Raw genomic sequence first — 23,765 nt, 5'->3', positions numbered from 1 at the left:
TGAACTGAAGACCTCATGGCCTGGCCCCCGCGTCCGCCGTGCCGCTCCTGCGCAGCAGGGCCGCGAACACCTGGCGCTCGGCGCTCTCGGCCGGCGGCTGCCCGCCGCGCACGCGCACTTCCGACACGTCGGCCTGCGCCTGGCCCACGCCGAAGAGGCGCGGCGCGCTGTAGGGCGTGGCGGGCACGGCCATGACCAGCAGGCGCGCGTCGCCCGCCGCATCGAGCCAGGGCAGGTCGAAGCGCTTCACCGAGGGCTGCTCGAGCGTGCCGCGCTTGAAGCGGTTGGTTTCGCCGGACTCGTCGGGGTACACCGACTGCAGGTTGCCGCGCGCATCGATGCCGGCGATGACGAGGTCGAGCGAGCGGCCGCTGGTGTTGCGCACGTTCAGGCGCACGCGCTCGCCGGCGCGCGCGGCGGGCAGCGCGTTGGCCATTTGCGCAACCGGCACGCTGCGCAGCAGGCGCTCGCCGCTCCAGACCTCCAGCGCGGCATCGAAGCCGTCGAGCTGGCCGTCCTTGCCGTAGCCCTGCAGCTGCGAGAGCCACTTGAGCTGCGCCAGCGCCTGCAGGCGGCGGCGCAGTGCGGCGGTGTCGGGCAGCACCACGGCGGAGACGCTGGCACCGAAGAGCGGCGCGAGCAGTTCGAGGCGCTGGCCCGAGGGGCCGAGGTCGGTCCAGCGCACGTCGGCGGTGGCCGCGTCGTCGGCCGCACGGATCGCGGCCGGGTAGTCGAGGCTGAGGCCGGCGGGCAGCGGTTTGTCGGCACGCACGCGCAGCGCGGTGGCAGCCGGCTCGCTCATCGGCGTGGCGCTCCAGAAGGCGCTGCCCGGCACGTCCTTCAACGCGGCGGGCACGCCGAGCCATGCGCCGCCGAGCTTGATCTGCGCCACGGTGGCGGTCGCCCCGCGCACGGTGCCGTCGTCGAGCGTCGCGAGCACGCGCAGCTCCTGCTGCTGCGCCAGGCCGTCGAGCAGGCCGGCCTTGATGGCCAGGCTGTCGCCGCTGCGCTGCGCGCGCCACACCGGCCGCGTGGATGCGGGAGCGCCGCTGTTGGCGAACAGCGGCGCGTCGAGGTTGCCTTCGGCCACCGGCGATGGAAGCTCGCGCGTGGGGAAGCGCTGCGACAGCTCGTCGATGACCGGCGGATACAGCGCGAGCACGCCGTCGAAGAGCTCACGCCACGTGGCGGGTCTTCGGGAGAGGGCCTCGACCATCGCCCAGGTCAGCAGTCCCTGCGGCCTGGCGTTGCGCGCCTTGCGCGGCAGGCGCAGCTCCGGCGTGATCTGGTGGCTCTCGGATGCGAAGAAGGCGACGTAGCGTGCGCGCGGCACGGCCTCGGCCGGCAAGGGCGGTGAAAGCTGCCGGGCGGGTGGCGCGCCGCCGACGAGTTGCGTCGCGCGCAATCCGCGCCAGCGCACTTCGTCGTCGGGCGGGCCTTCGGCGGTGGGCGGCGCATCGGCGGTGCCGCGCGTCATCGAGTTGGCGGAGCAGGTGTCGAACACCGAGGCCACGAACACGTTCTTCGCGAGGAAGGACTGGATCCACGCATCGAAGTCCACGTCGCGCAGGTCGCCCGCGAGTGCGTTGTCGCTGCCCAGCGTGCCGCGCACGTCGCGCGCGAGGAAGTTCTCCGACAGCCCGTCGGGCTCCTGGTAGCGCTTGACGATGTCACGCAGCCGCGTGCCGTGGCCGGAGAAGTACAGCAGCACGAAGTCGCCGCTTCTGGACTGCGCGAGCAGCTTCGCCAGCGCCTCGTGGATGGCCTGCGACTCGGGCAGCGCCGCGCCGCTCACGCCGTCGGCGAGCACGGCGATGTCGGAAGAGCCGAAGCCCTGCTTCAGCAGCGCATCGCGCATCAGCATCACGTCGTTGCGCGGCGCCTGCAGCCACAGCGCCTGCGGCTGGTTGACCAGCTCCGAGACGCCGACGAGCAGCGCGCGCTGCGTGGCGAAGGCGAGGCTGCCGCAAGCGCACAGCCACAGGATGAGCAGCGCCTGCAGCAAGCGCAGTTGCCTCGTGCCTTCCGCCGTAGAAGGAAGCCTGCGCTGCTGTCTTGCTTCTTTCCACTCCGGGGGACGGTCGGGCTGGCGACATGCAGGGCGCCCGACGCGTACGCCGCGTGCCCCACCCCCTGCCCTCCCCCAGAGGGGGAGGGAGGAAGACAGGCGGGCGCTGCGGGTCATGGCCGCTGCTCCACGATCAGCCCAAGTGGCACGACGAGGGGCGACTGCTGCAAGCGCATTTGCCTTGCTCCTTCCCCCTCCGGGGGAAGGCTGGGATGGGGGCAGGCAGAGCGCCCAATAGATACGCCGCGTGCCCCCACCCCTGCCCTCCCCCAGAGCGGGAGGGAGGAAGACGGGCGGGCGCCGCGGGTCATGGCCGCTGCTCCCCGGCAGGCCCGAGCGGCCCTGCCGATTCGACCAGCGGCGAGGCCGCGAGCACGGCCAGGGCCTCGACGGGCTCCGGCACGCGCAGGCGCCATGCACCTTCGCCGCCCGGCCCGCCCACCACGTCGGCCGAGATGGACTGCAGCAGCCGGTCGGCCTCGTCCATTCGCACGCCGGGCTTCCAGCGCACGACGAGGTCGGCGCGGGCCAGCACGGCCGCGGGCGCCGTGGGCACGGCGCGGAAGCGCACTTCGTCGTCCTCGGGCGCATCTCTCCCGCCGATGAGGCCGACGTTCTGGATCACCACGACCAGCGCCAGCACGGCAAAAGCCGGGCGAGCCCAGCCTTCGGCGCCGAACCAGCGGCGGATGCTGCCCCACCAGCCGCCCTCGGGGCCGGGCTGCGGCCGCGCACGCGGCGGTGAAGGCGAAGAGGAAGTGGCCGAAGCGGAAGGCGAAACCTCGCCGGCCTGGGGCCGCGTCAGCGCGGTGCCTAGCTCCAGCCCGACGTCGCGGTACAGGTCCTGGTAGTCGGTGCGCGGGTCTTCCGGTCCGAGCGGCGTGCCCGACAGCACCGAGAAGACGCCGCCGCCCACGCCTCGCAGCGCGATGCGCCCGGGCTCCGGCGCGATGGCCGGCGCCGCGCGCGCGGCCCATTCGTCGTGCACCGCGCGGATGGCCGCGAGCCGCGTGGCCGAGATCTCGCCCAGCACGCGCGCGCACAGCTGCGGACTGGGTTCGAGCGTGATCACGTTCCATGTCTGGATCACGCCGAACATCGGCTCGAAGGGCTCGTCCTCGGGCTCCAGCAGCACGTCGAAGGCACCGGCCCAGTCGGCCTCGCCGGCAGCCATCCAGCCCTGCCAGAGGTCGTCGTGGATGCACCGGTCCAGCAGCACGCCGAGCAGCCGGCCCCGGTAGATCACGCTGACGAGGCGGCCCGGCGCCCAGCGGGCCGGGAAGGCGCGCTGGGCGACCGCCTCGCGGCGCCGGGCCAGTTCGGTGAGGGGCAGGAGCAGGTCGGACGCTGCTGCTGCGGCGGCGGGCGCGGCAGTCGTTCCCGGCGGCGACCCGGGCATGGCCACGGTGGCCGTGGCGGGCGCGCCTTCGGGCCCGGCGTCCGGCATCGCGGCCGCACCGGTCGTTTCCAGCGCGTGGCGTATCACGCTGAGCGGGGGCCAGAGGTCGTGGGTCATGGCGTCTGTTCCTGAATGGCTATGTCTTCAGGCGTAAGACGCTTCAGCACCGAGGATTTTGAAAACCTGCAGGATCGCCGCCATGTTGTCGGGCTCGATGGCGATGCCCAGCGTCTGCTGCAGCCAGCCGCCGAGCCGGGTCTTTGCGTAGTCCGCCGTGAGCCCCTCGCGCTTGTGCACGAGGCCCAGTCGGCCCGCGCGGTAGTGGTAGGAGGCGATGGCATGCCGCGAGGCGATGCCCGAGAGCCCGCCTTCGGCCTCCTTGCCGAAGCCCTCGCACAGCAGCAGCCGCTCGGGCTCGGGCAGCCCGGCGATGAACTCGCGCGCGGCCTGCTGCACGGCCTGCATGCTCAGGCCGTGCTCGGCGAGGCAGCCTTCGAGGCCTTCGTCGGGGCCGATCTCGTCCTCCAGCTGCGCCTCGGTGATCTGGTCGCCGATGGAGAGCTTGCGGCGGAAGGCGCTCGCGCGCGTGCAGTCGATGAGGTAGCGGCGGAAGTAGGCACACAGCGCGAAGGCGGTGGACGGCGCGCTGTGGCCCGCGCGCTCGTCGGCCTCGTCGGGGTCGGCATCAAGCCGCAGCACCTTCACGTAGATGAACTGCGCCACCAGCTCCTGCCGGCCCTCGCCCAGCGCCTGCAGCTCGGGGGGGTTGCAGGCCACCAGCGCCCCGCCGACGATGCGGTACATGTCGCCCATCTCGCCGGGCGACAGCGTCTGGCGCCGCCGCCACAGGCGAACGAGCTCGCTGCTCTCCGCGGACGACAGCGTCTGGATCATGGGCTCACCCCCAGGCTGCGCGCACTTCGTGTCGCTTCGCCAACCCCCTTGCAGGGGGCAACACCGGCGGCCCGGCAGAGCCGGTTCCGCGGTGTTCCCCGAACGGGCCTCGCTTCGCGGGCCAACGGGAGGGCCATGGGCCCGGGGTCTCGCATCTCTCGATCCTTCAGTCGTCGACGCAGGTGTCCTCCGAAGGCACCAGGCACTGCGGCAGGTTCGCGCCCACCGGTCCGCCGCGCGTGCGGATGGTCGAGGACACGGCGGCCTGCGCGACCGCGAGGCCGCGCGGCAGCAATATCCAGAGCTGGCCGCGCTCCTTCATGCGGCGCGCGTTGGTCGCGGCCTGCTGGCCGTTGCCGAAGAAGTAGTCGGCGCGCACCGCGCCGCGGATGGCGCCGCCGGTGTCCTGCGCGATGGTCAGGCGCTGCATCGGCGCACCGCTGCCGGGCGTGCGCGTGGAGACGAACACCGGATAGCCCAGCGGCGTGCTGCGCGGATCGACGGCGATGGAACGCCCCGCCGACAGCGGCACGCCGAAGGCACCCACCGGTCCGCCCACGGGCGAAGGCGATTCCTTGAAGAACACGTAGCTCGGGTCCTTGATGCCCGAGCCGCTCACCGCGCCGGCCGCCGGACGCCGCCCCGGCACCACCACCGGCCCGCTGGCCACCGGCCGCGCGAGCGTGAAGCCGCGCGTGCGAATGGTGCCGTCGGCCACCCCGCCGATGTCGCTGTCGTCGTCGCCGTCGTCGAGCTGCAGTTCGATGGACGAGCCGCGCACCTTCACCGGGCTGCGCGGCTTGCCGTTGGCGGCCTGCGCGAGCGTCGGGCGGAAGGGCTGGCCGTTCTGCTCGGCATAGGCCACGCGCACGATGTCGCCGTTGGCCATGCGGATGCGGCCCGAACCCTGGATCTGCATCTCGTACAGCGCGGTGGCGCTGCTCACGAAGGCCAGCACCTTGGCGTTGGGCGCGCCCTTGGTCTCGATCTCCTCGCGCGTGTAGTACGGCAGCAGCTGCTTGCCCTCGATGCGCAGGCGCACCTTGCGGTCGAGCGTGTCGCGCGAGATGGCCGAGAGGTCCAGCGCATAGAGGCCCGGCGCGCCCATGTCGCGCGTGCTCAGGCCGGTCTGCACCACCACGTTGCGGCCTTCGACGCGGGCCGCCACGGTGCCGTTGCCCGGCGGCAGCTTGCGCGCGTCGGCGAAGAGCATGTCCTCGGGCTGGCCGTACACCGGGTAGATGAAGGGTGCGCCGTACTGGCGAGCGCCCGCGATCTCGGGCTCGAAGTAGCCGGTGACCACGCCGTCGGGGCGGCGGTCGTCGTCGCGGATCTGGTAGGCCGAGAACTCGCTCTCGAAGAAGCCCCGGATCGCGTTGTTGTTCTTGCCGTCGACCTTCTGCGCGCGGTCGCACACCGACCTCCATTCGGCGCCGCGGCCGTTCAGCACCTTGCAGCTGCCGAGGAAGGCGGGCCAGCTCTCCGAGAAGTCGTCGCGCGACCATCCCGGCACCGAGTCGAAGCTCACCGAGGTGTAGGTGGCGAGCTGCGTCGAGAAGGTGCGGGCCTGGCCGGCCAGGCTCGCGCCGGGAGGCGGGCGCGACGCTGCGGAGTCGGTGCTCGCGGGCGTGGGGGCGGCAGCGGTGTCGGTGGCGGCCGGCGGAGGCGCGGCGCAACCGGCCAGCGATGCGATGGCGGCCGCGACGCTCCAGCGGAGCGCGCGGGCGAAGCGGTCGCCGCGCCGCCGGGATGGCTGTTGTTGTTCTTGTTCTCGTTGTTGTCGTTGCTGCTGCTTCTGCGGTTGCGATGCGGTCATCATGAAAGCCTCCTTGTCCTGAGAGTCACGGCACGAAGGCCGACGCTCTGCAGACGATTACTTCTCGACGATTTTGAAATTGCCGACGCCGTAGACGTCGTTGCATGGGGTGTTGGGCGCGCACACCGGCTTGCCCAGCAGCGGCGAGGGACCGGTGCCGCGCGTGGCCTCCAGCGCGGCGAGAACGGGCAGCGGGAACACGGGGAACACGCCGTCGTTCTGCACGCCGGCGGCGCTGAAGTCGCGCTCGTGCTCGCTCACCAGCACCGCGAACTGGTCGGCGCCTGCCGGCCCGCCCGCGTCCATCGGCCACGAGGCGCGCGGCAGCGACAGCGTGCCGCCCGCGGTGATCTTGTTGTACTTGTCCAGCAGATTCGGGAACAGCAGGAACATCTCGCCGCCGCTCGAGAGCAGGAACACGTAGACGAAGCCCTCGCGCTTGCTGCGGACCTCGAAAGCGAGCCGGTCCTTGCCGATCGCGACCTCGGCCTTCTTAGGCGTGGCCGTCACGTCGAAGCCCGGCGTGGCGCCCGTCGCGAGCGACTGCAGCGACTCGGCCGGCGTGCGCGGCGCGGGAGGTGGCGCGGGCGCAGGAGGTGGTGGAGGCGGCGGCGGCGATGGCGCCTCCGCGACCTTGGTGTCGGGAGGCGGTGCCGGCGTGCTGGTGACCACCGGCTTGTCGTCCGCGCCGCCGCGCCCCTGGAACCACCACCATCCGCCGCCGGCCGCCACCGCAAGCAGGGCGACGCAGGCCAGGGCGATGGCCGTCTTGCCGCCGCCGCTGCCGGTGTTGCCCTTGTTGCCCGCCGGCGCAGGCGCAGCGGCGGGCGCCTTCGCACCGCCGCCCGGCTTGCCGGCGATGACCGTGGCCGCATCCGCATTCGAGCCCATCGACGTACGTCCGCCCGACGAGGACGAAGGCGGCTGCGTGCGCGGCACCGGCGCGATGCTGTGCCCCACTTCCAGGTCGAGCGCTGCGCGCAGATCCGCCATCGACTGCGGCCGCTGCTCGGGCCGCACGCCCAGCCCCGCATCGATCGCCTCCAGCAGCCGCGGGCTGTAGCGCTTGCGCAGGATCTCGTTGCCCGCGAGCGGCACGTAGCTGTCGGACAGCAGGCGCGCCACCGAAGGCGGCGGCGCACGGCCGCACACCGCCACGTGCATCACCGCCGCGAGCGCGTACACGTCGGTCCATGCGCCCTGCGACATGTCGGGCATCTCGGCGTACTGCTCGATCGGCGCGTAGCCCGGCTTCAGGATCACCGTGATCGCCTGCGTCTTGTCGGTGATCACGCGCCGCGCCGCGCCGAAGTCCAGCACCACCGGCCGGCCCGAGCCTTCGAGCAGGATGATGTTGTCGGGCGCGATGTCTCGGTGGTAGCAGTTGGCGTTGTGCATCACCGCGAGCGCCTGCGTCACGCCGTCCATGATGCGGATCAGCCAGGCCTCGTCGACGCCCGCGGGAATCGACACGAGCGCCTCGCGCAGCGTCTCGCCGCGGTAGAAGGGCATGACCATGTAGGTCGTGCCCTTTTCCTGCCAGAAGCGGTAGACCTTCAGCAGCGACGGGTGGTCGAACTGGGCCAGCAGGCGGGCTTCGTTGATGAAGCTGCGCATGCCGAGGTCGAAGGTTTCGCGGTGTCTTTCCGATAGCGGAACTACGGTGCCGTCGCTCTGCCTTGCCGACAACGAAGTCGGGAGGTATTCCTTGATCGCTACGACGCGCTCCAGGGTGTGGTCCCAGGCTTCGTAGACGACGCCGAAGCCGCCCTGGCCGATGACTCTTGTGATCTCGAATTCGGCCAGGCGGCTGCCTACGGGGAGGAGGCCTGCCTCCGTTGCGCCGGTGGCTGGGCTCGTTACCGGGGTCGAGCCTGGCCTGCTCGTGGGGGCGCCTGCCGTGATTACTGTGGCCGAGGTGTCGCCTGTTGTCGTTGGCTGCGACGGCGGGGTTGATTTGGGGACTACGCGGGTGCGGTCGTCTTCGTTGGAGTCGGTCATTGACTGGCTCCTTCTTTGGTTGCTTGTTGGGTGGCTTGTCGTGTTTGCTTCCCGGGGCCGGGTCTCGGCCCGGCGGCCGACTCACTTTCTTTTGCTTCGCCAAAAGAAAGTAAGCAAAGAAAAGGCGACCCCGCTGTCTGCGACCCCTTCGCTGCGCTACGGGGCAACCTGCGGTGCTCGCGTTTCGCGGGGTCTCGCCCAAACTCGCTTCGCTCAGACAAGGGCGAGCCCTGATCCGCGAAACGCTGCGCTCCTCGGCGCAGCCAGAGGGGATTGCAGACCTGCGGGCCATCGCTGCGCTCGGCCACCAAGGCACTGCGGGCGCTTTGCGCCTGCAGTGCTTGGAATGAGGGGGGGCAGTGGTTTGGATTGCGTGTGCTGTCAGCACCGCTCGTGCTGCCGGTCCTGTGTATCCCGTTGGTGCCGCTCGTGCCGTCGATGCCGATGGTGCTGCTGATGCCGCAGCACCCGCTAGCGCGACCAACATCAGCCCCGCCCCACCCTCCCCCGCCGAGCGAAGCAAAGGCCCATCCAGGCAACCCAAGGGCCGAGCGAAGCGATGGCCCGCCCCACTCCCTTCTGGCTGTGCCGAGGAGCGCAGGCGCAGGAGGGATCAGGGCCGCAGCTGTTTGAGCGAAGCGAGTTCTGCGGACCCCCTCCTGCGCCGAGCACCGCAGGTTGCCCGTAGCGAAGCGAAGGGACACAGACAGCAGGGTCGCCTTTTCTTTGCCTACTTTCTTTTGGCGAAGCAAAAGAAAGTAGGTCGCCCGCCGGGGCGAGACCCGGCTCCGAAACCCAAAACAAGAAGAGGCGTACATCTCACCCCTCCTCGGCAAAGCCCAGAAACAGAGCTTCAAATTGCTCATCCCGAGGCAACCCGGTACTGAGCATCCGTATCCCACTCTCAACAGAAGGATCACTCAACCACAACGAAGCCCCCGCCACCGGCAACTCCAGAGACTCCACAACCCCTTCCCGACCAACCGAAGAAGAAGCAACAACATCCGCCAAAAACAACCTCTGCAACACAGCATCAAACCGCACCGCATCCAGATCCCCATCAAGCCCCTCCAACGCAGCCTGCGTCGCATGAGCCCACCACTCCAGCGCAGCAGCCAGCGCTTCCCCCCGCAGGGTCCCGGGCGAGTTCGCGCTCAACTCCACCGCAATGGCAAACGGAAAGTACCGCCCCACCCCATCCACGGAAGGCATGAGCACCCCGATCCACGCCTGCTCGCCAGCAACCTGCCGCCCCAGCGCAAAGCACCAGATGGGCGCTTCGAGATACCGCTCGGTCCAATCCGCCCGATCCCGCAGCCGCGACATCCCGCGCTGCAGCCACTGGTCCCAGACCGCGCGGAACGCCTCAGGCAGCCGCCGATGCGCGAAGTCCCCCATGCCAGGCAATTTCCCGAACCACCCGGGCAGCGCAGCGGCGGGAGCAAGCAGCGACGACGAAGAGGACTCGACGCTCACAGCCCCTCCGGACATGAGAACTCGCGCAGCTCGCGCAGTCGGATCGGGTGCTGCACGCTGTTGGTCGTCACCTCGAAGCGCGTCTTGCGCGCACCGACCTGGAAGGTGATGAAGAACTTCTCGGGCGCGTCGCCCGCCTCGAGCTGGCCGTCGTCGAGCGTGCGGAAGAGCGCCCACGGGCCGTCCACCGCGGAGCCGGAGCTGCCGGTGGTCGAGGGCGGGCTGACCTGGATGCGCACCTGGTTGCTGCCCTTGGGGCCGGGCCACTGCACGGCCATGGGCACGACGGGGCCGTGCGCGTATTTCACGAGCTGGCCGTCGACGTCGAGGATGAACTGGGTGATGCCCGCATCCATCTCCACCGGCTTGAAGTCCAGCCGCATCGACGGGCCCCGGCCGCCGCCGCGGAAGAAGATCTCCTTGATGCGCGCGGCGCGCTCGAACTGCGCGATCGCCTGGGTGGTGATGGCGCCGCGCTCGGCCACGGGCTTGTAGCGCCACGGACGCGTGCTGGTGTCGACGATGGCGGCCAGGCGCTTCTGGAAGAAATCGTCCATCAGGCCGCCGGGGCCGAACATCTGGCCGAAGTCCTCGGGCAGCACGTCGCGCTTGCTGCTCTGCACGAAGGGATAGCGGCCGGCGATAGCACGCGCGCAGAACTCGGTGACGGGGCGCAGGTCCTGGCTGAGGTTGCCGCGCTCGGCCACCTGCGCCTGCGCGGCGCCGGCCTGGCTCAGGTTCTCGACCATGGAGCGCACGGGCTCCGGCAGGCGGCCGGCGTCGGACTTGAGCTTGCCGGCCACGTCGCCCGGCGGCGGCGAGGTGCGGCCCTTCACGGCCGTGTCGACGGCGTTGAGGTACACGTAGACCTCGTTGAAGAGCTTCAGCGCGTCGTCGATGGGCGCCGGCTGGTTGGGGCCGCCCGCGGTGACGAGCCGGCGCAGCGCCTCGAAGCGGTCGTCCACGATGCTCTCGATGCGCTTGCCCGGGGCCACCTGCCGGCCGGGGTCGGCGCCGAACAGGTCTTCCAGGCCCTTGCGGGTGTTGCGCACGGTCTCGGTGGCCTTGCTGACCACGTCCTTGTTGGCGTCGGCGGCGGGGATCAGCGTGGTCTGCTTGACCACGGCGCGCAGGAAGTTCGCGAGCGGCGAATCGACGCCCGAGAGGATGCGCGCGGTCTCGATGTTCTTCTCCAGCCCGTTCACGCGGATCAAACGCACATCGGCCAGCAGCGCCTCCCATTGCTTGACGTACTCCTCCAGGTAGAGGCGGCGCACGCGGTCGGTCAGCGCGCCGAGCGCGGCGGCGTCGCGCAGGCGGTCGGCGGCGTTGCGGTCCTGGCCGAGCACCCACGGGTCTTCGTTCGCGAGCAGGCCGGTGAGCACCACCACTTCGTTCTGGAAGCGCTTGTGGTAGCCGTCGTAGGTGAACATGCCCGGCACGCCCTCGGACAGCGGCTTGCCGCTGATGCGCTCGAACACCAGCGGGCCCGACGGGCCGGTGGCCGCGGCCACGCTGAAGCCCGGAATGTCCTTGCTGGCGCGCTGGCGCTTCAGCCTGCTGAACACGCGCTGCTCCAGCGGATAGCTCGCGAGCACGGCACGCACGCTGCGCACCAGGTTCTCGTCCATCTTCAGCGGCGAGCGCGGCGGGCCCTGTGCGATGAGCACGTCGAGCTGGTCTTCCAGCTGCTTGCGCTGGTCCTCAGGAATGCCGCGGTCGAGGTTGCGCGCCCAGTCGAGCGTGATCCAGGCCTTCAGCGCCTCGGCGTCGAAGTGCTCGGGCTGGTAGAGCATCAGGTAGGTCTTGAGCGCCTCGTAGGTGAACTCGAGGTTGTCCTTCTGCGCGGTGCGCAGCTGGTCCTCGATGCGCTTGGCGATCTGCGGCAGGAAGGCGTCGTTGAGCGCACGCTGGTGCGTGAGCATGGCGGCAGCGTCGAGCTTGTCGCCCTGGTAGAGGCCCAGCGTCATCGACAGCGGCTCGTCGCCCTGGCGGTTCTCGGGCGTCTTCCAGATGTCGCGCAGGCTCTGCAGCACCGGCGCGACTTCCACCAGGTTCTGCACGCGCGCGGGCAGCGCCGCGAGGTTCTGCCGGGCGGGCTCCACGCGGGCCTCGACCGACTTCAGGTAGTTCATGTTCTGCAGCGTGCTGTAGCCCCAGGCCGCGAGCAGGCCGACGGTGACCAGCGTCATCGCCGTCACGCCGATCACGCGCAGCGTGTGGCGGCGGCGCTCCAGCTTCACGTCGGCACCGGCCAGGCGCTGCTCGGGAAACACCACGTCGCGCAGCAGCGAGGTGAGGAAATAGCTGCGCCCGCTGGACTTCTGCGGCGCGAGCATCGCGCGCTCGATGCCGAAGCTGCGCGCCAGGCTGCCCATCACGCGGTCGATGGGACTGCCTTCCTGCGTGCCGCTGGTGAAGTACACGCCGCGCACCCACGGCGGCTGCGCGAAGCGCGAGCCGGTGAACACCTGCTCCAGCAGGTCCGACAGCAGCGGCCCGATGGAGCCGAACTGCGCGGGAAAGCCGAAGATCGCCGCGCGGCGGTTGCCGTCGGTCTCGCGCTGCATGCGCGCGATGAGGCCGTCGTTCACGCGGTTGTGCAGCAGCGCGAACTCGCGGTTGAAGGCGGCGGAGAGTCCCTTCTCCTCCACCTGCAGGTTCTCGTCGGCCGGCAGCGTGAAGCCGAAGACCTGCGCGCGCTGCTCCTTGCCGAGGTCGTCGAAGTAGTCGGTGAAGCCGTAGAGCAGGTCGCTCTTGGTGACGAGCACATACACCGGCAGCCGCGTGGTGAGCTTGCCGTCGAGTTCCAGCAGGCGCGCGCGGATCGATGCCGCGAGCTGCGTGCGCGCCTCGGGGCCCTGGCTCAGCAGGTCGGCCACGCTGACGGTGAGGAACACGCCATTCAGCGGCCGTCGCGGGCGCACCTTCTTCAGCAGCCCCAGGAAGCCTTCCCACGCGCTCTTGTCTTCCGACTGGTGGCTGTCCTGCGTGGTGTAGCGGCCCGCGGTGTCGATGAGCACCGCCTCGTCGGTGAACCACCAGTCGCAGTTGCGCGTGCCGCCCACGCCGCGGATGGCGCCGGGGCCGAACTTCTCGGCCAGCGGGAAGCTCAGGCCCGAGTTGACCAGCGCGGTGGTCTTGCCCGCGCCGGGCGCGCCGATGAACACGTACCAGGGCAGGTCGTAGAGATAGCTGCCGCCCGAGATGGAAAGCCAGTCGCGCCAGCCCGGCTTCCTGCCGGCGGCATGCAGCCGCATCTGCTTGAGCGTGGCAACGGCCTCGCTGAAGCGCGTGTCGAGGATCTTCTGCTCGCCGTTGACCGGCGCATCGGCCTTGGCGGCCGGCGCCTTCATGAGGCCGTCGGTGAGGTGCCGGCTCGCGCGGCGGGCGCGCCAGCGGCGGTACAGCGCGCGCAGCACCACGACGAGCACGATGACGCCGATGACGATGGCGCGCGTGGTCTCGCTCTCCAGCGGCGCGAGCGAGCCGATCTTCACCAGCGGGCCGATCCACCAGATCAGCAGCGCGACGACGAGCAGCGCCAGCAGCGTGAGCAGCAGCGGGCTGAAGAGGAAGCCGAAGATTTTCTTGATCATTTCGTCGCTCCCGCGGCCGGAGCAGGAACGGCGGCCGGCGCGACAGCAGTCGGCGCGGGTGTGACGCCCTCGGGGCCCGTCAGCAGCACGATCTCGACGCGGCGGTTGCGCGCGCGGTTGGCCGGCGTGTCGTTGGGCGCCACCGGCTCGGCGTCGGCCTTGCCGTCGGAACGCATGCGGGCCGGGTCGACCAGCGTGGAGAGCGCGCCCTTCACCGCATCGGCGCGCGCGGCCGACAGATGCCAGTTGGACGGATAGCGCAGCGAGCGGATCGGCTGGTTGTCGGAGTGGCCGGTGATCAGCACCTCGCCCTTCACCTCGGACAGCGCCTGGCCGATGCGGCGCAGCACCGGCAGCGACTGCGGCATCGGGTCGGCGCTGCCGGAGCCGAAGAAGGAGTCGCCGCGCAGGCGCACCACGCTGCGGTCGGCCTCGTCGGTCACCGTCACCAGGCCCTGCTTCACCTCGGGCTCGAGGAAGCGCGCGAGGCGCGGCGTCTTCGCCGGCAGCGCGGGCGGCGCGATCTGGATGTTGGGCGCGCGCAGGCTGGACACCGCGGCGTAGGTGGTGTCGGAACGATGGTTGAGCGTGAGCCGCAGCCCGAACCATGCGAGCGCCAGCAGCAGCGCGAAGCCCGCTGCGAACACCCAAAGCGGCAGCGACTCGCGCAGCCGCACCGTGCCGGCGCCCTGCCCGCGCCAGTGCGGCGAGAGCTCGGCTTCCACGGGCGGACGGTCCTTCGCGATGAGGTCGGCCAGGCGCTGGCGCACCGAGTCGAGCTGCGCGCGGCCGTTGTCGATCACGCGGTAGCGGCCCTCGAAGCCGAGGGCGAGCACGCTGTAGATCAGCTCCAGCAGCTGGCGGTGCGTGGGCACGTCCTGAGCGAGCTTGGCCAGCAGCTGGAAGACCTTCTCGCCGCCCCAGGTCTCGTTGTGGAACTGCACCAGCAGGCTCTGCTTGTTCCAGCCGGCCTGCACGCCCCAGGGCGTGTTGGCCACGGCCTCGTCGAGCGCGGTGCACAGCACGTAGCGCGCGGCCAGCACCGACTCGTTGCCCACGCCCGCACGGCGCGCGCTGGCGTCGAACTGGTTGACCGCATCGGCGGTCGATGCACGCAGCGCCGGCACGTTGGGCGGCTGCGCGAGGTTGCGCAGCTTGCCGATCAGCACCAGCAGCTTGCCGGCGGCCGACACCAGTGGATTGAGCAGGCCGAGTTCACCAACGTCGGCGGCGGGTGTCGGATCGGCCCCTCCGAAGAAAGGCGCAGGCGCGGGCGCACTCGGCGTGCCCGCCGGCGTGCGCGGCTTGGGCTTGATGACCGTGCGCTCCGACTCGAAGGCGGCGAAGGGATCGGGAGGTGTGCTCATGATGGCTCCACGCTGACGGCGCCAATTCGTGGAATGCCGCGGAACCGGCTTTGCCGGGCAACAGGCGTTGCCCCCTCGAAGGAGGTTGGCGTAGCGGCACGAAGTGCGCGAAGACTGGGGGTCATGCTCGTATTGCCCAGAACTGGAGATCGAGCCCGGGGAAATCGCCCGCGATGTGCATCGCGATGCCCCCCGACTGCTCTAGCTGCCGCCACAGGTCGCTGTTGCGCGTCTCCAGCTCGAAATAGCTGGCGCCCGTGTGGAAGGGAATCTGCCTCGGCGCCACCGGCATCGGCGTGAGCGTGACGCCCGGCAGCGCGAGGTTGACGAGGTCGCGGATGCGCTCGACCGGCCCGATCTTGACCTGCGTGGGAAAGCGCGCGCGCAGCGCCTCGCTGGGCATGCTCGCGCTCACCGCGAGCACGAAGGTGGCCTTGCGCTGCAGCTCCACATCGGTGACCACCGCCACGCGCACACCGTGCTTGCGATCGTGCAGGTCGATGCGGATGGCCGACTGCTCGAACACCATCGACAGGCTGCGGCGCAGGTCGTCCATGAGCGGACGGAAGCTCATCGCGAGGTCGTCGTGGATGTAGGGACCGAAGCGCGACACCCGGCGCGAGTCGCGAAAGCTCGCGAGGTCGCCCGCCAGGCCCAGCGCATGCTCGAAGAAGTGCTGCGGATGCAGCATCGCGCTCTTCGCGAGATGCGCGAAGACGGCCTCGTTGCGGTTGACGGCCTGCAGCAGCATGAAGTCGGCGATCTCGGCCACGCCGCCGGTGCCGCCCTGCGTGAGCCGGCCGGCCAGAGCCTCGCCACGCTGGCGCAGCAGGCCCAGCAGTTCGTCGAGCCAGGCGCGGATGACGGCATGGCCGGCCACGTCGAGCAGGGGCGGCAGCATCGCGCGATCGAGCTGCACCTGGTTGTCGACGCGGCGCTCGACCACGCGGGCCACGCCGAGAGTGGTCCACGCATCGGTGGCCTCGCTCGCGCGCATCAGGCGCGTGTGGAGCTGGCCCAGCTGCAGCATCGCGGTGCGCTCGCCGGCGGTGTTGGAGTCGGGCACCTCCGACTCGAGCACGCGGTGGCGCACCAGCTCCTCATACTCTTCCGCGTCGGCCTCGCGCGCGCCCGCGCGGCGCAGCGGCAGCGCGAGCACCACGGCCTCGTCGCGCATGGTGGATGGAATGTCGATGGGCTCGGGCAGCGGGTCGACCGCAGGCATGTCGAAGACGGTGCCGTCGCCGAACAGGCCCACCGCGCGCACCAGCGCCAGCTTGCCCAGCGTGAGCGCGGCCGGGTCGATCTCCAGCTCGGCGAAGCCCCAGGCGTAGGGCGTGGTGGAACGCAGCAGCACGTGCCGCGCGTGATCGGCATGACGCTCGCTCTGCTGCAGGTGCTGAGGCTGCAACAGCATCCCCTCGCTCCAGACCACTTTTGTTCGCCAACTCATCCGCACTCCGTCAACGGCAAGGGTTGCCTGAAAGAAACACGAAGTTTCCGGCTCGGGGGGCTGGTGGCAAATCCGCCTTAAGGCCTAGCTAACGGCCTAGGCAGGGGCTCTGGAGCTACGGCGAAGGGAGTAGAGATTCGCCCTGCGCAGGCGGGCGGCCCGGCGGCCGGGCAGCGGAGGACGGACGCTTCAGCGGGAGGCGGGCCGCAGCATCTCGACCTGCTCGGCGTAGGTCTTCTCGATGCGCTGCAGCCGCTGCTCGCGCGCGGCCTCGTTGACCCACGCGGCGGCCATGGCGTGCTGCCTGCCGAGCTGGCGCTCCAGCTGCGCCTGCGGCAGCAGCGCGCTGTCGTCGGCGGCGATGTAGCCGTAGGCCGCGCGCAGGCTCTTGAGCACCTCGCGCTCGGCGTCGCCGCGCGTGCCCTTGGCCTTGCCGTAGCCGGTCAGGAAGTTCTGCAGCCGCGCCTGGAACTCGGGCGGGAAGTCGCGCCGCACCACCATCTGCGCGCCGGGCGGCGGCTGCGACTCCCAGATCACCTTCAGCCGCTCGGCCTCGATGGGGAACTGCTGGCGGAAGCGCTCCAGGTCGGTGGTGTTGTTGGTCGCCACGTCGGCGTCGCCGTTGGCCACGGCCAGCGCGGTGGCCTGGTGGGTGCCGACGAACTCGCTGCGAAAGCGCGTCTCCATCTCGATGTTGTTCGGCAGGAAGAGCTGGCTCTGCGGCACGATGAAGCCGGTGACCGAGCGGCTGTCGCCGCGCGCCAGGCGCCACTTCTCGGGCTGCGCGAGCAGGCCCTCGAGCGTGTTGAGCGGGCCTGCCTTGCGCACCAGCAGCACCGCGCGGTGCTCGGGCATGCCGGGGTGCCGCGCGATCTGCGCCACCACCTTCATGCGACGCTGCATCACGGCGTCCAGCGCCATCTTTCCGGAGAGGAAGGCCATGTCGATCTCGTCGCGCCCGATGGCGCGGTCGAGCTCTTCGTAGGTCGGCACCGAATACATGCTGACCGGCATGCCGAGCGCGCGGCCCAGGTCGTTCATGAGCGGCGTCCACAGCGCGCGCGACTCGACGGTGCCGCCCAGCGGCAGCACGCCGAAGCGGAGCATCCGGATGGCGGGCGACGGCGCGCCCTTCTCGGCAGGCGCCACCGCGGCTCCTGTCGCCGTGCCCTGCTGCGCCACGGCCGGCATCGCGACGAGGAAGGCCAGCAGAACAGCCACCGCGCGCTGCAGCCCGGTGCGCAGCGTCATGGCGACACGTCCTTCAGCACGCTGACCTGCTCGGCGTAGCCGCTCTCGATGCGCTGCAGCCGGGCTTCGCGCGCGGCGTCGTTCACCCACTGCGCGGTCATGGCGTTCTGCTTCGCGAGCTGGTAGGCCAGCTTGGCGGCCGGCTGCAGCGAGCTGTTGTCGGCCGCCACGAAGCCGGCCAGGTCGTGCAGCGACTTCAGCACCACGCGCTCGGCGTCGCCGCGCGGGCCCTTGCCGCGCCCGTAGGCCACAAGGAAGGCCTGCACGCGCTTGCGCAGCTCGGGCGTGTATTCGCGCCGCACCACGATCTGCGCATGCGGGATCAGGTCGGACTCCCACAGCACCTGCAGCCGCTCGGTCTCGGCCGGAAAGCGCGTCTTGAAGCGCTCGAAGTCGGCGGTGTTGTTGGTGGCCACGTCGGCCTCGTTGTTGGCCACGGCCAGAGCGGTGGCCTGGTGGGTACCCACGATCTCGCTGCGGAAGCGCGTCTCCATCGCGATGTGGTTCGGCAGGAAGAGCTGCAGCTGCGGCACGATGAAGCCCGACACCGACTGCTTCTCGCCGCGCGCGAGCCGCCAGCGATCGGGCTGCTCCAGCAGGTTCTTCAGCGAATTGAAGGGCGGCGCCTTGCGCGACAGCAGCAGCGCGCGGTAGCCCGGCAGGCCGTCATGGCGCACCACCTGCGCCACCACCTTCATGCGCCGCTGGGTGACGGCATCGAGCGCCATCTTCCCGGAGAGGAAGGCCATGTCGACCTCGTCGCGCTGGATGGCCTGCTCCAGCGCCTCGTACGAGTTGACCGACAGCACGCTCACCGGCCGGTTGATCGCGCGGCTGAGCTCGGCCAGGAGCGGGTCCCAGTCGCTGCGCGATTCGAACGCACCGCCCAGCGGCAGGATGCCGAAGCGCACCGGGCCGTCCAGCGGATTGACCTGGGCAGGCGCCGCGAGGGGCAGCGCCGTGAGCAGCGCCAGGGTGCCCGCGCGGAGCACGGCGGCTGAGAACTCGGCGAATCGGCGCAGGGAAGCCAGCATTTCTGAAGCGAAAGACATAGGGCCGGCGCGCATCGGCGGGTCTAACATGGCAGCGCGGACGCCATTAAATATCAATTGCAAACATTTGTTGTGATGTTTTTCCCAGCTTTCCTGCCCCGGAACGCCCTCCTAAGCTCGGCGCCCATGCCTGCGATGCCCTCATGAACTGGAACTTCCGCGTCATCAGGAGCCTGGGGCGCCTGACCTTCGCCCAGCAGCTGATCCTGCTGGCGATGGTGCCGGCGGCCCTGGCCACGCTGGCAGCCATCGCCGTGCTGACGCGCCAGCACCTGGGCAACCTCACCGAGCTGATGCGCGCCAACGCGCAGACCGTGGCGCTGCAGGTGGCCACGGTGGCGCAGGCGCCGCTGGCGCGCATGGACCGCCGCGCGCTGGCGCGCACCGCCCAGTCGGGCACCTACCAGCCCAACGTGCAGCAGGTGCAGATCTGGACGGAGGACGGCGAGATCGTCGCCAACTCCGAGACCATGGACCGCGCCCGCGCCGAGGGCCTGCAGGTGGTGGTGCCCATCGTGAGCGACGACGGCCGCCACAACGGCAAGGTGATGGTCGAGATGAGCCTGGCGGCCGTGCAGAGCGCGCGGCGCTCGGTGTGGCTCAACGTGGGCCTGGTGCTCGCGATCAGCCTGGTGGGCGTGGGCCTGGCCGGCTGGTGGGCCGCCAGGCGCATCAGCGAGCCGATCCGCGCGCTGGGCAAGGCGGTCGACAGGCTGGGCGCGGGCGAGGACGCGAGCGTGGCCATCGAGGGCACGGCCGAGGTGCGCCACCTGCAGCAGGGCTTCAACGAGGCCGCGCGCGCGCTCGCCGAAAGCCACCGGCTGCTGCAGAGCCGCATCAACGAGGCCACCGCCGAGCTGGCGCGCAAGAACCAGCTGCTCGAAGTGGCCAGCCAGGCCAAGACCCGGCTGCTGGCCGCCGCCAGCCACGACCTGCGCCAGCCGCTGCACGCGCTCACGCTCTTCTCCGACGGGCTGGCCAACGGCGAGAGCGATCCGGTGAAGCTGCAGCGCATCGGCCACATCCGCGAGTGCGTGGATTCGCTGGACCGCCTCTTCTCCGAGCTGCTGAACCTGTCGCAGCTGGACGCGGGCGTGCTGCAGCCGCAGTGGATCGACTTCCCGCTCGACCGGCTCTTCGAGGAGATCAGCCGCAACTTCCGACCGGTGGCCGAGCAGCAGGGCCTGCGGCTGGTGGTGCGCAAGACCGACGTGTGGGTGCGCTGCGACTACGTGATGCTCTCGCGCATCCTGAACAACCTGGTGTCGAACTCGCTGCGCCACACCATCGAGGGCGGCGTGCTGATCGGCGCGCGGCGGCGCGGGCGGGGCGTGCGCATCGACGTGGTCGACACCGGCGTGGGCATCGCCGCGCACCATCAGGCGCGGGTGTTCGAGGAGTTCTACCAGGTCGAGCCCGCGGGCCGGCAGGCGGCATCGCGCGGCGCGCGCGGCATGGGGCTGGGCCTGGCCACGGTGCAGCGGCTGGCCGAGCTGCTCAACACGCGCGTGGATCTGACATCGAAGCTGAACAAGGGCACCTGCGTGCGGGTGCTGGTGCGCTCGGCCGCCGCCGCGCTGCCGGTGCCCGCGGCGGCGCCCTCCCTCGCCGCCATCGAGGAAGAAGAGAGCCTGGCCGGCGTGCGCATCCTCGTGATCGACGACGAGCGCACCATCCTCGAGGGCCTGACGGTGGTGCTCTCCAACTGGGGCGCCGAGGTGCTGCCCGCGCAGACCCGCGCCGAGGCGCTGACCATGGCCGACGGCTGGGCGCAGCCGCCCGACGTGGTCATCAGCGACCTGCTGCTGCAAGGCGGCGACAACGGCCTGGACGTGATCGCCGCGCTGGAGCGCCATCCGCGCGGCATCGGCCCGGGCACCGCCCGCCTGCTTGTGACCGGCGAGACCAAGCCCGACCGCCTGCGCGAGGTGGCGAGCGCCGGCATCACGGTGCTCTACAAGCCGGTGTCGCCGCGCGTGCTGCGCCAGGCGATCCAGGCGCAGCGAGCCGCGGCAGCGCAGGCAGCCAGCGCTTAAAGAATGTCTGCCTGCGCGAAACACCGCGGAACCGGCTTCGCCGGGCCGCTGGTGTTGCCCCCGGAAGGGGGAAGGCGCGCGCAACACGAAGTGCGCGAAGCCTGGGGGAGAACCAGCTACTCCGTCAGGCATAGGCCTTGCGGCCATCGCCGCGAGGAATTCGTCACACCGGCAGGGCGCCGCGGACGCTGACATAAGCCCTCCGCCTTATCGCGCGAAGAAGGGGGCGTCCTTACATTGGGTCATTCGCCTCTCGCTGCGGAAGCAGTCCATGTTTGTTGCCGTGATTCCCGTCCTCCCGCCCTCCTCGAGAAGGCCGTGGCGCGCCGTCCGCATCGCGCTGGCGGCGATGCTCGCCTGGGCCGCGGCGGCCGGCGGCGCGGCGGCCGTGAGCCTCACGGTGCTGATGGGCGACGACATGGCGGCCTCTTCCGAGTTCGTGCAGCAGCTGCGCGCCGACCAGGAGCCCGGCGGCAGGTTCGAGCTGGTGCGCATCCCGCCGGGCGGTGCGGCCGTCGCGCAGCCCGAAGCGGCGGCCCTCGCTCCCGCCCCCGATCAAGAACGCGCCGCCAACGCGGGCGTGCGCACGCGCAGCCTGCGCAGCGCGGCCGCCGATGCGCCGCTCACCATGGCCGTCGGCCCTGCCGCCGCGCGCGCCGCCATCGAGCGGCCGGGCCAGGAGCCGCTGGTGCTGGCGATGCTCAGCCGGCTCGAATACGAGACGCTCAAGGCATCCAGTCCGGCATTGCGGCGCGGCGACCGCCGCGTGGGCGTGCTGCTGCGCGACCCGGCCATGGCCGACCAGCTCGCGCTGGTCAATGCGGTGCTGCCGCAGAAGCACCGCGTGGGCGTGGTCGCCACGCCGGAGTCGGAGCCGCTGGTGCGCGAACTGCAGCGCGCCGCCCAGGGCGCGAACCCGGCATGGGACCTGCGCGTGGAGTACGTGCCCGACGCGCGGTCGATCGCCTCGGCGCTGCGGCTGGTGGTGCCGCAGAGCGACGCGCTGATGGTGCTGCCCGACCTGATCGGCGACAACCAGGCGGCCACGCTGTCGGTGCTGCGCGCCGGCGCGAGCGCGGGCCTGCCGGTGTTCGGCGCCAGCGAGGGGCTGGTGCGGTCGGGCGGGCTGGCAGCGGCGGTCTCCACGCCCTCGCAACTCGCACAGCAGGCGCGTCAGCTCGGGCAGAAGGTCGCGAGCGCCGCCGCGGCCGGGGCGGGCAGCAGCAACAACGCGCCGCTGGTGGAAGCCGCTACGCCGGCCGCCGTGCGCGTCAACGCCACCGTGGCACGCGGACTCGGCCTGCGCCTGCCGGAGGAACGGGAACTGACCGACCGGCTCGCGGCCCCGCGATGAGCAGCGCTCCACCTTCCCTCGACCCGGCCGAGCCCACGGGGGCGGAGGGTGCGGATGCGCCGGCCGCTTCGGCTTCGCAGCCGCCCGCGTCCTTCCGCTCGCCGCACACGCTGGTCCTGCGCGGCAACCTCCAGCGCGACCTGTTCCGCCTCGGCGTGGTGCCGTGCGCGGCGGTGGCGCTGGCGCTCACCGGCTGGTTCACGCACAACCGGCTGCAGACCCTCGAAGCCGCCTTCGACGCCGAAGGCCAGTCCGTCGCGAAGCAGGTGGCGGCCATGTCCGACCTGAGCCTCTACGCGGGCGATGTGCCGGCCCTGCAGAACGTGGCCAATGCCGCGCTGCGCGGCGGGCAGGTCACGCGCGTGGAGATCAGCAACAGCGCCGGCATCTACGTGACCGCCGGGCCCAAGACGCCGTCGCTGGGGCAGCTGCGCATGTTCACCTCGCCGGTCACGCTGCGCGAGGCCTCGCGCGCCAGCGCCTTCGCGCCCGCCGGCTCCACCGCGGCGGGCGATGCGCCCATCGGGCTGGTGCAGACCTTCCGCGACACCACGGCCTACACGCGCGAGCGCAGCCGCTCGCTCATCGCGGGCGTCGGCATCGCGCTGGTCGCGCTGATCGCGGCGTGGGCCTCGGTGCGGCACATGGCGCGCACGGTGGCGCGGCCGCTGCGGCGCGTGTCGCGCACGGTCGCGGCGCTGGAGGCGGGGCATTTCGAGGTGCGCTGCGACGTGGCGGAAGGCGGCGCGCGAGGCACGCACGAGCTCGCGGTGCTCGCGCACGACATCGACCGGCTGGCCGAGCGCCTGCAGCGCAACCGCCAGGTCAGCGAGGAGCAGGTGCGCGAGGCCACCGCCGTCGCGCTGCAGCGCATGGCCGAGGCCGAGCAGGCGGCCCTCTCGCGCGCACGCTTCCTCGCGGCCGCGAGCCACGACCTGCGCCAGCCGCTGCATGCCATGGGCCTGTTCATCGACGGCCTGCTGCCCGGCGCCTCGCCCGCGCAGCGCCCGGCCGTGCTGCGGCTGCAGGAGAGCACCGAGTTCATGGGCGTGCTGCTGGACGACCTGCTCGAGATCTCGCGGCTCGACGCGCAGGTGCTCACGCCGGCCATCGCCAAGGTGCCGCTCGCGGAGCTGTTCGACCAGCTCGACGCACAGCACGCCGCAGCCGCCGTCGAGGCCCGCGTGCGGCTGCGCTGGAGCGACCGCGGGCTGGCCGTGCGATCCGATGCGTCGATGCTGCGGCGCATCGTCGGCAACCTCGTCACCAACGCGCTGCGCCACGCGCCCGAGGGCGGCACGGTGCTGGTGGCGGCGCGGCGCAGCGCGGGCGGCGTGCGCATCGAGGTGCGCGACAACGGCGTGGGCATCGCGCCCATCCACCAGGGACGCATCTTCGAGGAGTTCTACCAGGTGGCCAACACCGAGCGCGACCGGCGCCGCGGCTTCGGGCTGGGCCTGGCGATCTGCGCGCGCATCGCGGCGCTGCTGGGCACGCGCATCACCGTGCGCTCGGCGCTGCAGGCCGGCAGCACCTTCGCCTTCACGCTGCCGGCCGCGCGGCTGGCCGACGTGACGCCGCCCCAGCCGCCGCAGATCGCACCGGCGCCGCTGGCCGGACTGCGATGCCTGGTGGTGGACGACGACCCCGCCATCCTCGACGGCAGCCGCGCGCTGCTGGAGCAGTGGGGCTGCCAGGTCGAATGCGTGAGCACCGGCGCCGAGGCCATCGCGCGGCTGGGCACCGGCGACATCCACTACGACGCGGTGCTGTGCGACCTGCAACTCGCGGGCGACGGCGATGGCGTCGACGTGATCGACGCCGCCCGGCGGCTGCAGCCCGATGCGCTGGCGGTGCTGGTGTCGGGCGCCACCGGGCCCGAAGTGCTTCAGCGGCTGCGCCACGGCGGCGTGATGCTGCTGACCAAGCCGGTCGCGCCGGCCAAGCTGCGCGCGCTGCTGACGACGCGGCGGCAAATCATGGTCTGACCCCCAACTTC

General features: G+C 71.2%; 14 protein-coding genes. 3 read left to right on the top strand and 11 right to left on the bottom strand.

Annotated features, from left to right (window positions below; all coding sequences use genetic code 11):
- Positions 1-13: 13 nt before the first annotated feature.
- From G369_RS0119395 to phnD, 11 genes are all read right to left on the bottom strand, one after another.
- On the bottom strand, positions 14-2,005 hold the full coding sequence (locus G369_RS0119395; RefSeq protein WP_244164354.1) for a caspase family protein: 1,992 nt from the start codon (positions 2,003-2,005) through the stop codon (positions 14-16).
- Positions 2,006-2,375: 370 nt separating this feature from the next.
- Positions 2,376-3,584 (bottom strand): hypothetical protein, encoded by a 1,209-nt coding sequence (locus G369_RS0119390; RefSeq protein WP_019655688.1) that lies wholly within the window; start codon positions 3,582-3,584, stop codon positions 2,376-2,378.
- Positions 3,585-3,611: 27 nt separating this feature from the next.
- Positions 3,612-4,361: a hypothetical protein gene (locus tag G369_RS0119385; protein WP_019655687.1), complete on the bottom strand. Its 750-nt coding sequence runs from the start codon at positions 4,359-4,361 to the stop codon at positions 3,612-3,614.
- A 166-nt stretch (positions 4,362-4,527) separates the two neighbouring features.
- The gene (mltA, locus tag G369_RS0119380) at positions 4,528-6,180 is read right to left on the bottom strand and encodes a murein transglycosylase A (protein WP_019655686.1); all 1,653 of its coding nucleotides are present in this window, start codon (positions 6,178-6,180) and stop codon (positions 4,528-4,530) included.
- A gap of 54 nt (positions 6,181-6,234) precedes the next feature.
- Positions 6,235-8,178 (bottom strand): serine/threonine-protein kinase, encoded by a 1,944-nt coding sequence (locus G369_RS0119375; protein WP_019655685.1) that lies wholly within the window; start codon positions 8,176-8,178, stop codon positions 6,235-6,237.
- Positions 8,179-8,997: 819 nt separating this feature from the next.
- Positions 8,998-9,654, bottom strand: a complete 657-nt coding sequence (gene tagF, locus G369_RS0119370) for a type VI secretion system-associated protein TagF (protein WP_020723172.1) — start codon at positions 9,652-9,654, stop codon at positions 8,998-9,000.
- Positions 9,651-13,253 (bottom strand): type VI secretion system membrane subunit TssM, encoded by a 3,603-nt coding sequence (tssM, locus tag G369_RS0119365; RefSeq protein ID WP_019655683.1) that lies wholly within the window; start codon positions 13,251-13,253, stop codon positions 9,651-9,653. Before tssM ends, tagF begins: the two co-directional genes overlap by 4 nt.
- Entirely contained in the window at positions 13,250-14,620 is a 1,371-nt protein-coding gene (locus G369_RS0119360; RefSeq protein ID WP_019655682.1) for a DotU family type VI secretion system protein, read from the bottom strand. Before G369_RS0119360 ends, tssM begins: the two co-directional genes overlap by 4 nt.
- Positions 14,621-14,741: 121 nt before the next feature.
- The gene (tssK, locus tag G369_RS0119355; protein WP_019655681.1) at positions 14,742-16,073 is read right to left on the bottom strand and encodes a type VI secretion system baseplate subunit TssK; all 1,332 of its coding nucleotides are present in this window, start codon (positions 16,071-16,073) and stop codon (positions 14,742-14,744) included.
- Between the two features lie 189 nt (positions 16,074-16,262).
- Positions 16,263-17,324, bottom strand: coding sequence for a phosphate/phosphite/phosphonate ABC transporter substrate-binding protein (locus G369_RS0119350; RefSeq protein WP_019655680.1), 1,062 nt, complete (start codon positions 17,322-17,324; stop codon positions 16,263-16,265).
- Positions 17,321-18,358, bottom strand: a complete 1,038-nt coding sequence (gene phnD, locus G369_RS0119345; protein WP_019655679.1) for a phosphate/phosphite/phosphonate ABC transporter substrate-binding protein — start codon at positions 18,356-18,358, stop codon at positions 17,321-17,323. The genes G369_RS0119350 and phnD overlap by 4 nt, the downstream gene beginning before the upstream one ends.
- A 161-nt stretch (positions 18,359-18,519) precedes the next feature.
- On the opposite strand from phnD, the gene G369_RS0119340 reads away from it, so the two are divergent.
- From G369_RS0119340 to G369_RS0119330, 3 genes are all read left to right on the top strand, one after another.
- A complete protein-coding gene (locus G369_RS0119340; protein ID WP_019655678.1) occupies positions 18,520-20,412 on the top strand; it encodes an ATP-binding response regulator in 1,893 nt (630 codons plus the stop codon).
- Positions 20,413-20,695: 283 nt separating this feature from the next.
- Complete coding sequence (locus G369_RS0119335) at positions 20,696-21,766, top strand: ABC transporter substrate binding protein (protein WP_244164353.1); 1,071 nt, start codon at positions 20,696-20,698, stop codon at positions 21,764-21,766.
- The gene (locus tag G369_RS0119330; RefSeq protein WP_019655675.1) at positions 21,763-23,754 is read left to right on the top strand and encodes a hybrid sensor histidine kinase/response regulator; all 1,992 of its coding nucleotides are present in this window, start codon (positions 21,763-21,765) and stop codon (positions 23,752-23,754) included. Before G369_RS0119335 ends, G369_RS0119330 begins: the two co-directional genes overlap by 4 nt.
- The last annotated feature ends 11 nt before the right edge of the window (positions 23,755-23,765 follow it).

It is taken from the genome of Variovorax atrisoli 110B (assembly GCF_000382045.1).
Classification (GTDB): domain Bacteria; phylum Pseudomonadota; class Gammaproteobacteria; order Burkholderiales; family Burkholderiaceae_C; genus Variovorax; species Variovorax atrisoli.
The sequence above is the reverse complement of the archived record's forward strand: the minus strand, read 5'-3'. Positions and strand labels throughout refer to the sequence as shown.

Bases quoted from the DNA above. Each gene is read 5' to 3' on its own strand.
- G369_RS0119390 (WP_019655688.1), bottom strand. From the start codon at position 3,584: ATGACCCACGACCTCTGGCCCCCGCTCAGCGTGATACGCCACGCGCTG.
- G369_RS0119385 (WP_019655687.1), bottom strand. From the start codon at position 4,361: ATGATCCAGACGCTGTCGTCCGCGGAGAGCAGCGAGCTCGTTCGCCTG.
- mltA (WP_019655686.1), bottom strand. From the start codon at position 6,180: ATGATGACCGCATCGCAACCGCAGAAGCAGCAGCAACGACAACAACGA.
- G369_RS0119375 (WP_019655685.1), bottom strand. From the start codon at position 8,178: ATGACCGACTCCAACGAAGACGACCGCACCCGCGTAGTCCCCAAATCA.
- tssM (WP_019655683.1), bottom strand. From the start codon at position 13,253: ATGATCAAGAAAATCTTCGGCTTCCTCTTCAGCCCGCTGCTGCTCACG.
- G369_RS0119360 (WP_019655682.1), bottom strand. From the start codon at position 14,620: ATGAGCACACCTCCCGATCCCTTCGCCGCCTTCGAGTCGGAGCGCACG.
- tssK (WP_019655681.1), bottom strand. From the start codon at position 16,073: ATGAGTTGGCGAACAAAAGTGGTCTGGAGCGAGGGGATGCTGTTGCAG.
- G369_RS0119350 (WP_019655680.1), bottom strand. From the start codon at position 17,324: ATGACGCTGCGCACCGGGCTGCAGCGCGCGGTGGCTGTTCTGCTGGCC.
- phnD (WP_019655679.1), bottom strand. From the start codon at position 18,358: ATGCTGGCTTCCCTGCGCCGATTCGCCGAGTTCTCAGCCGCCGTGCTC.
- G369_RS0119340 (WP_019655678.1), top strand. From the start codon at position 18,520: ATGAACTGGAACTTCCGCGTCATCAGGAGCCTGGGGCGCCTGACCTTC.
- G369_RS0119330 (WP_019655675.1), top strand. From the start codon at position 21,763: ATGAGCAGCGCTCCACCTTCCCTCGACCCGGCCGAGCCCACGGGGGCG.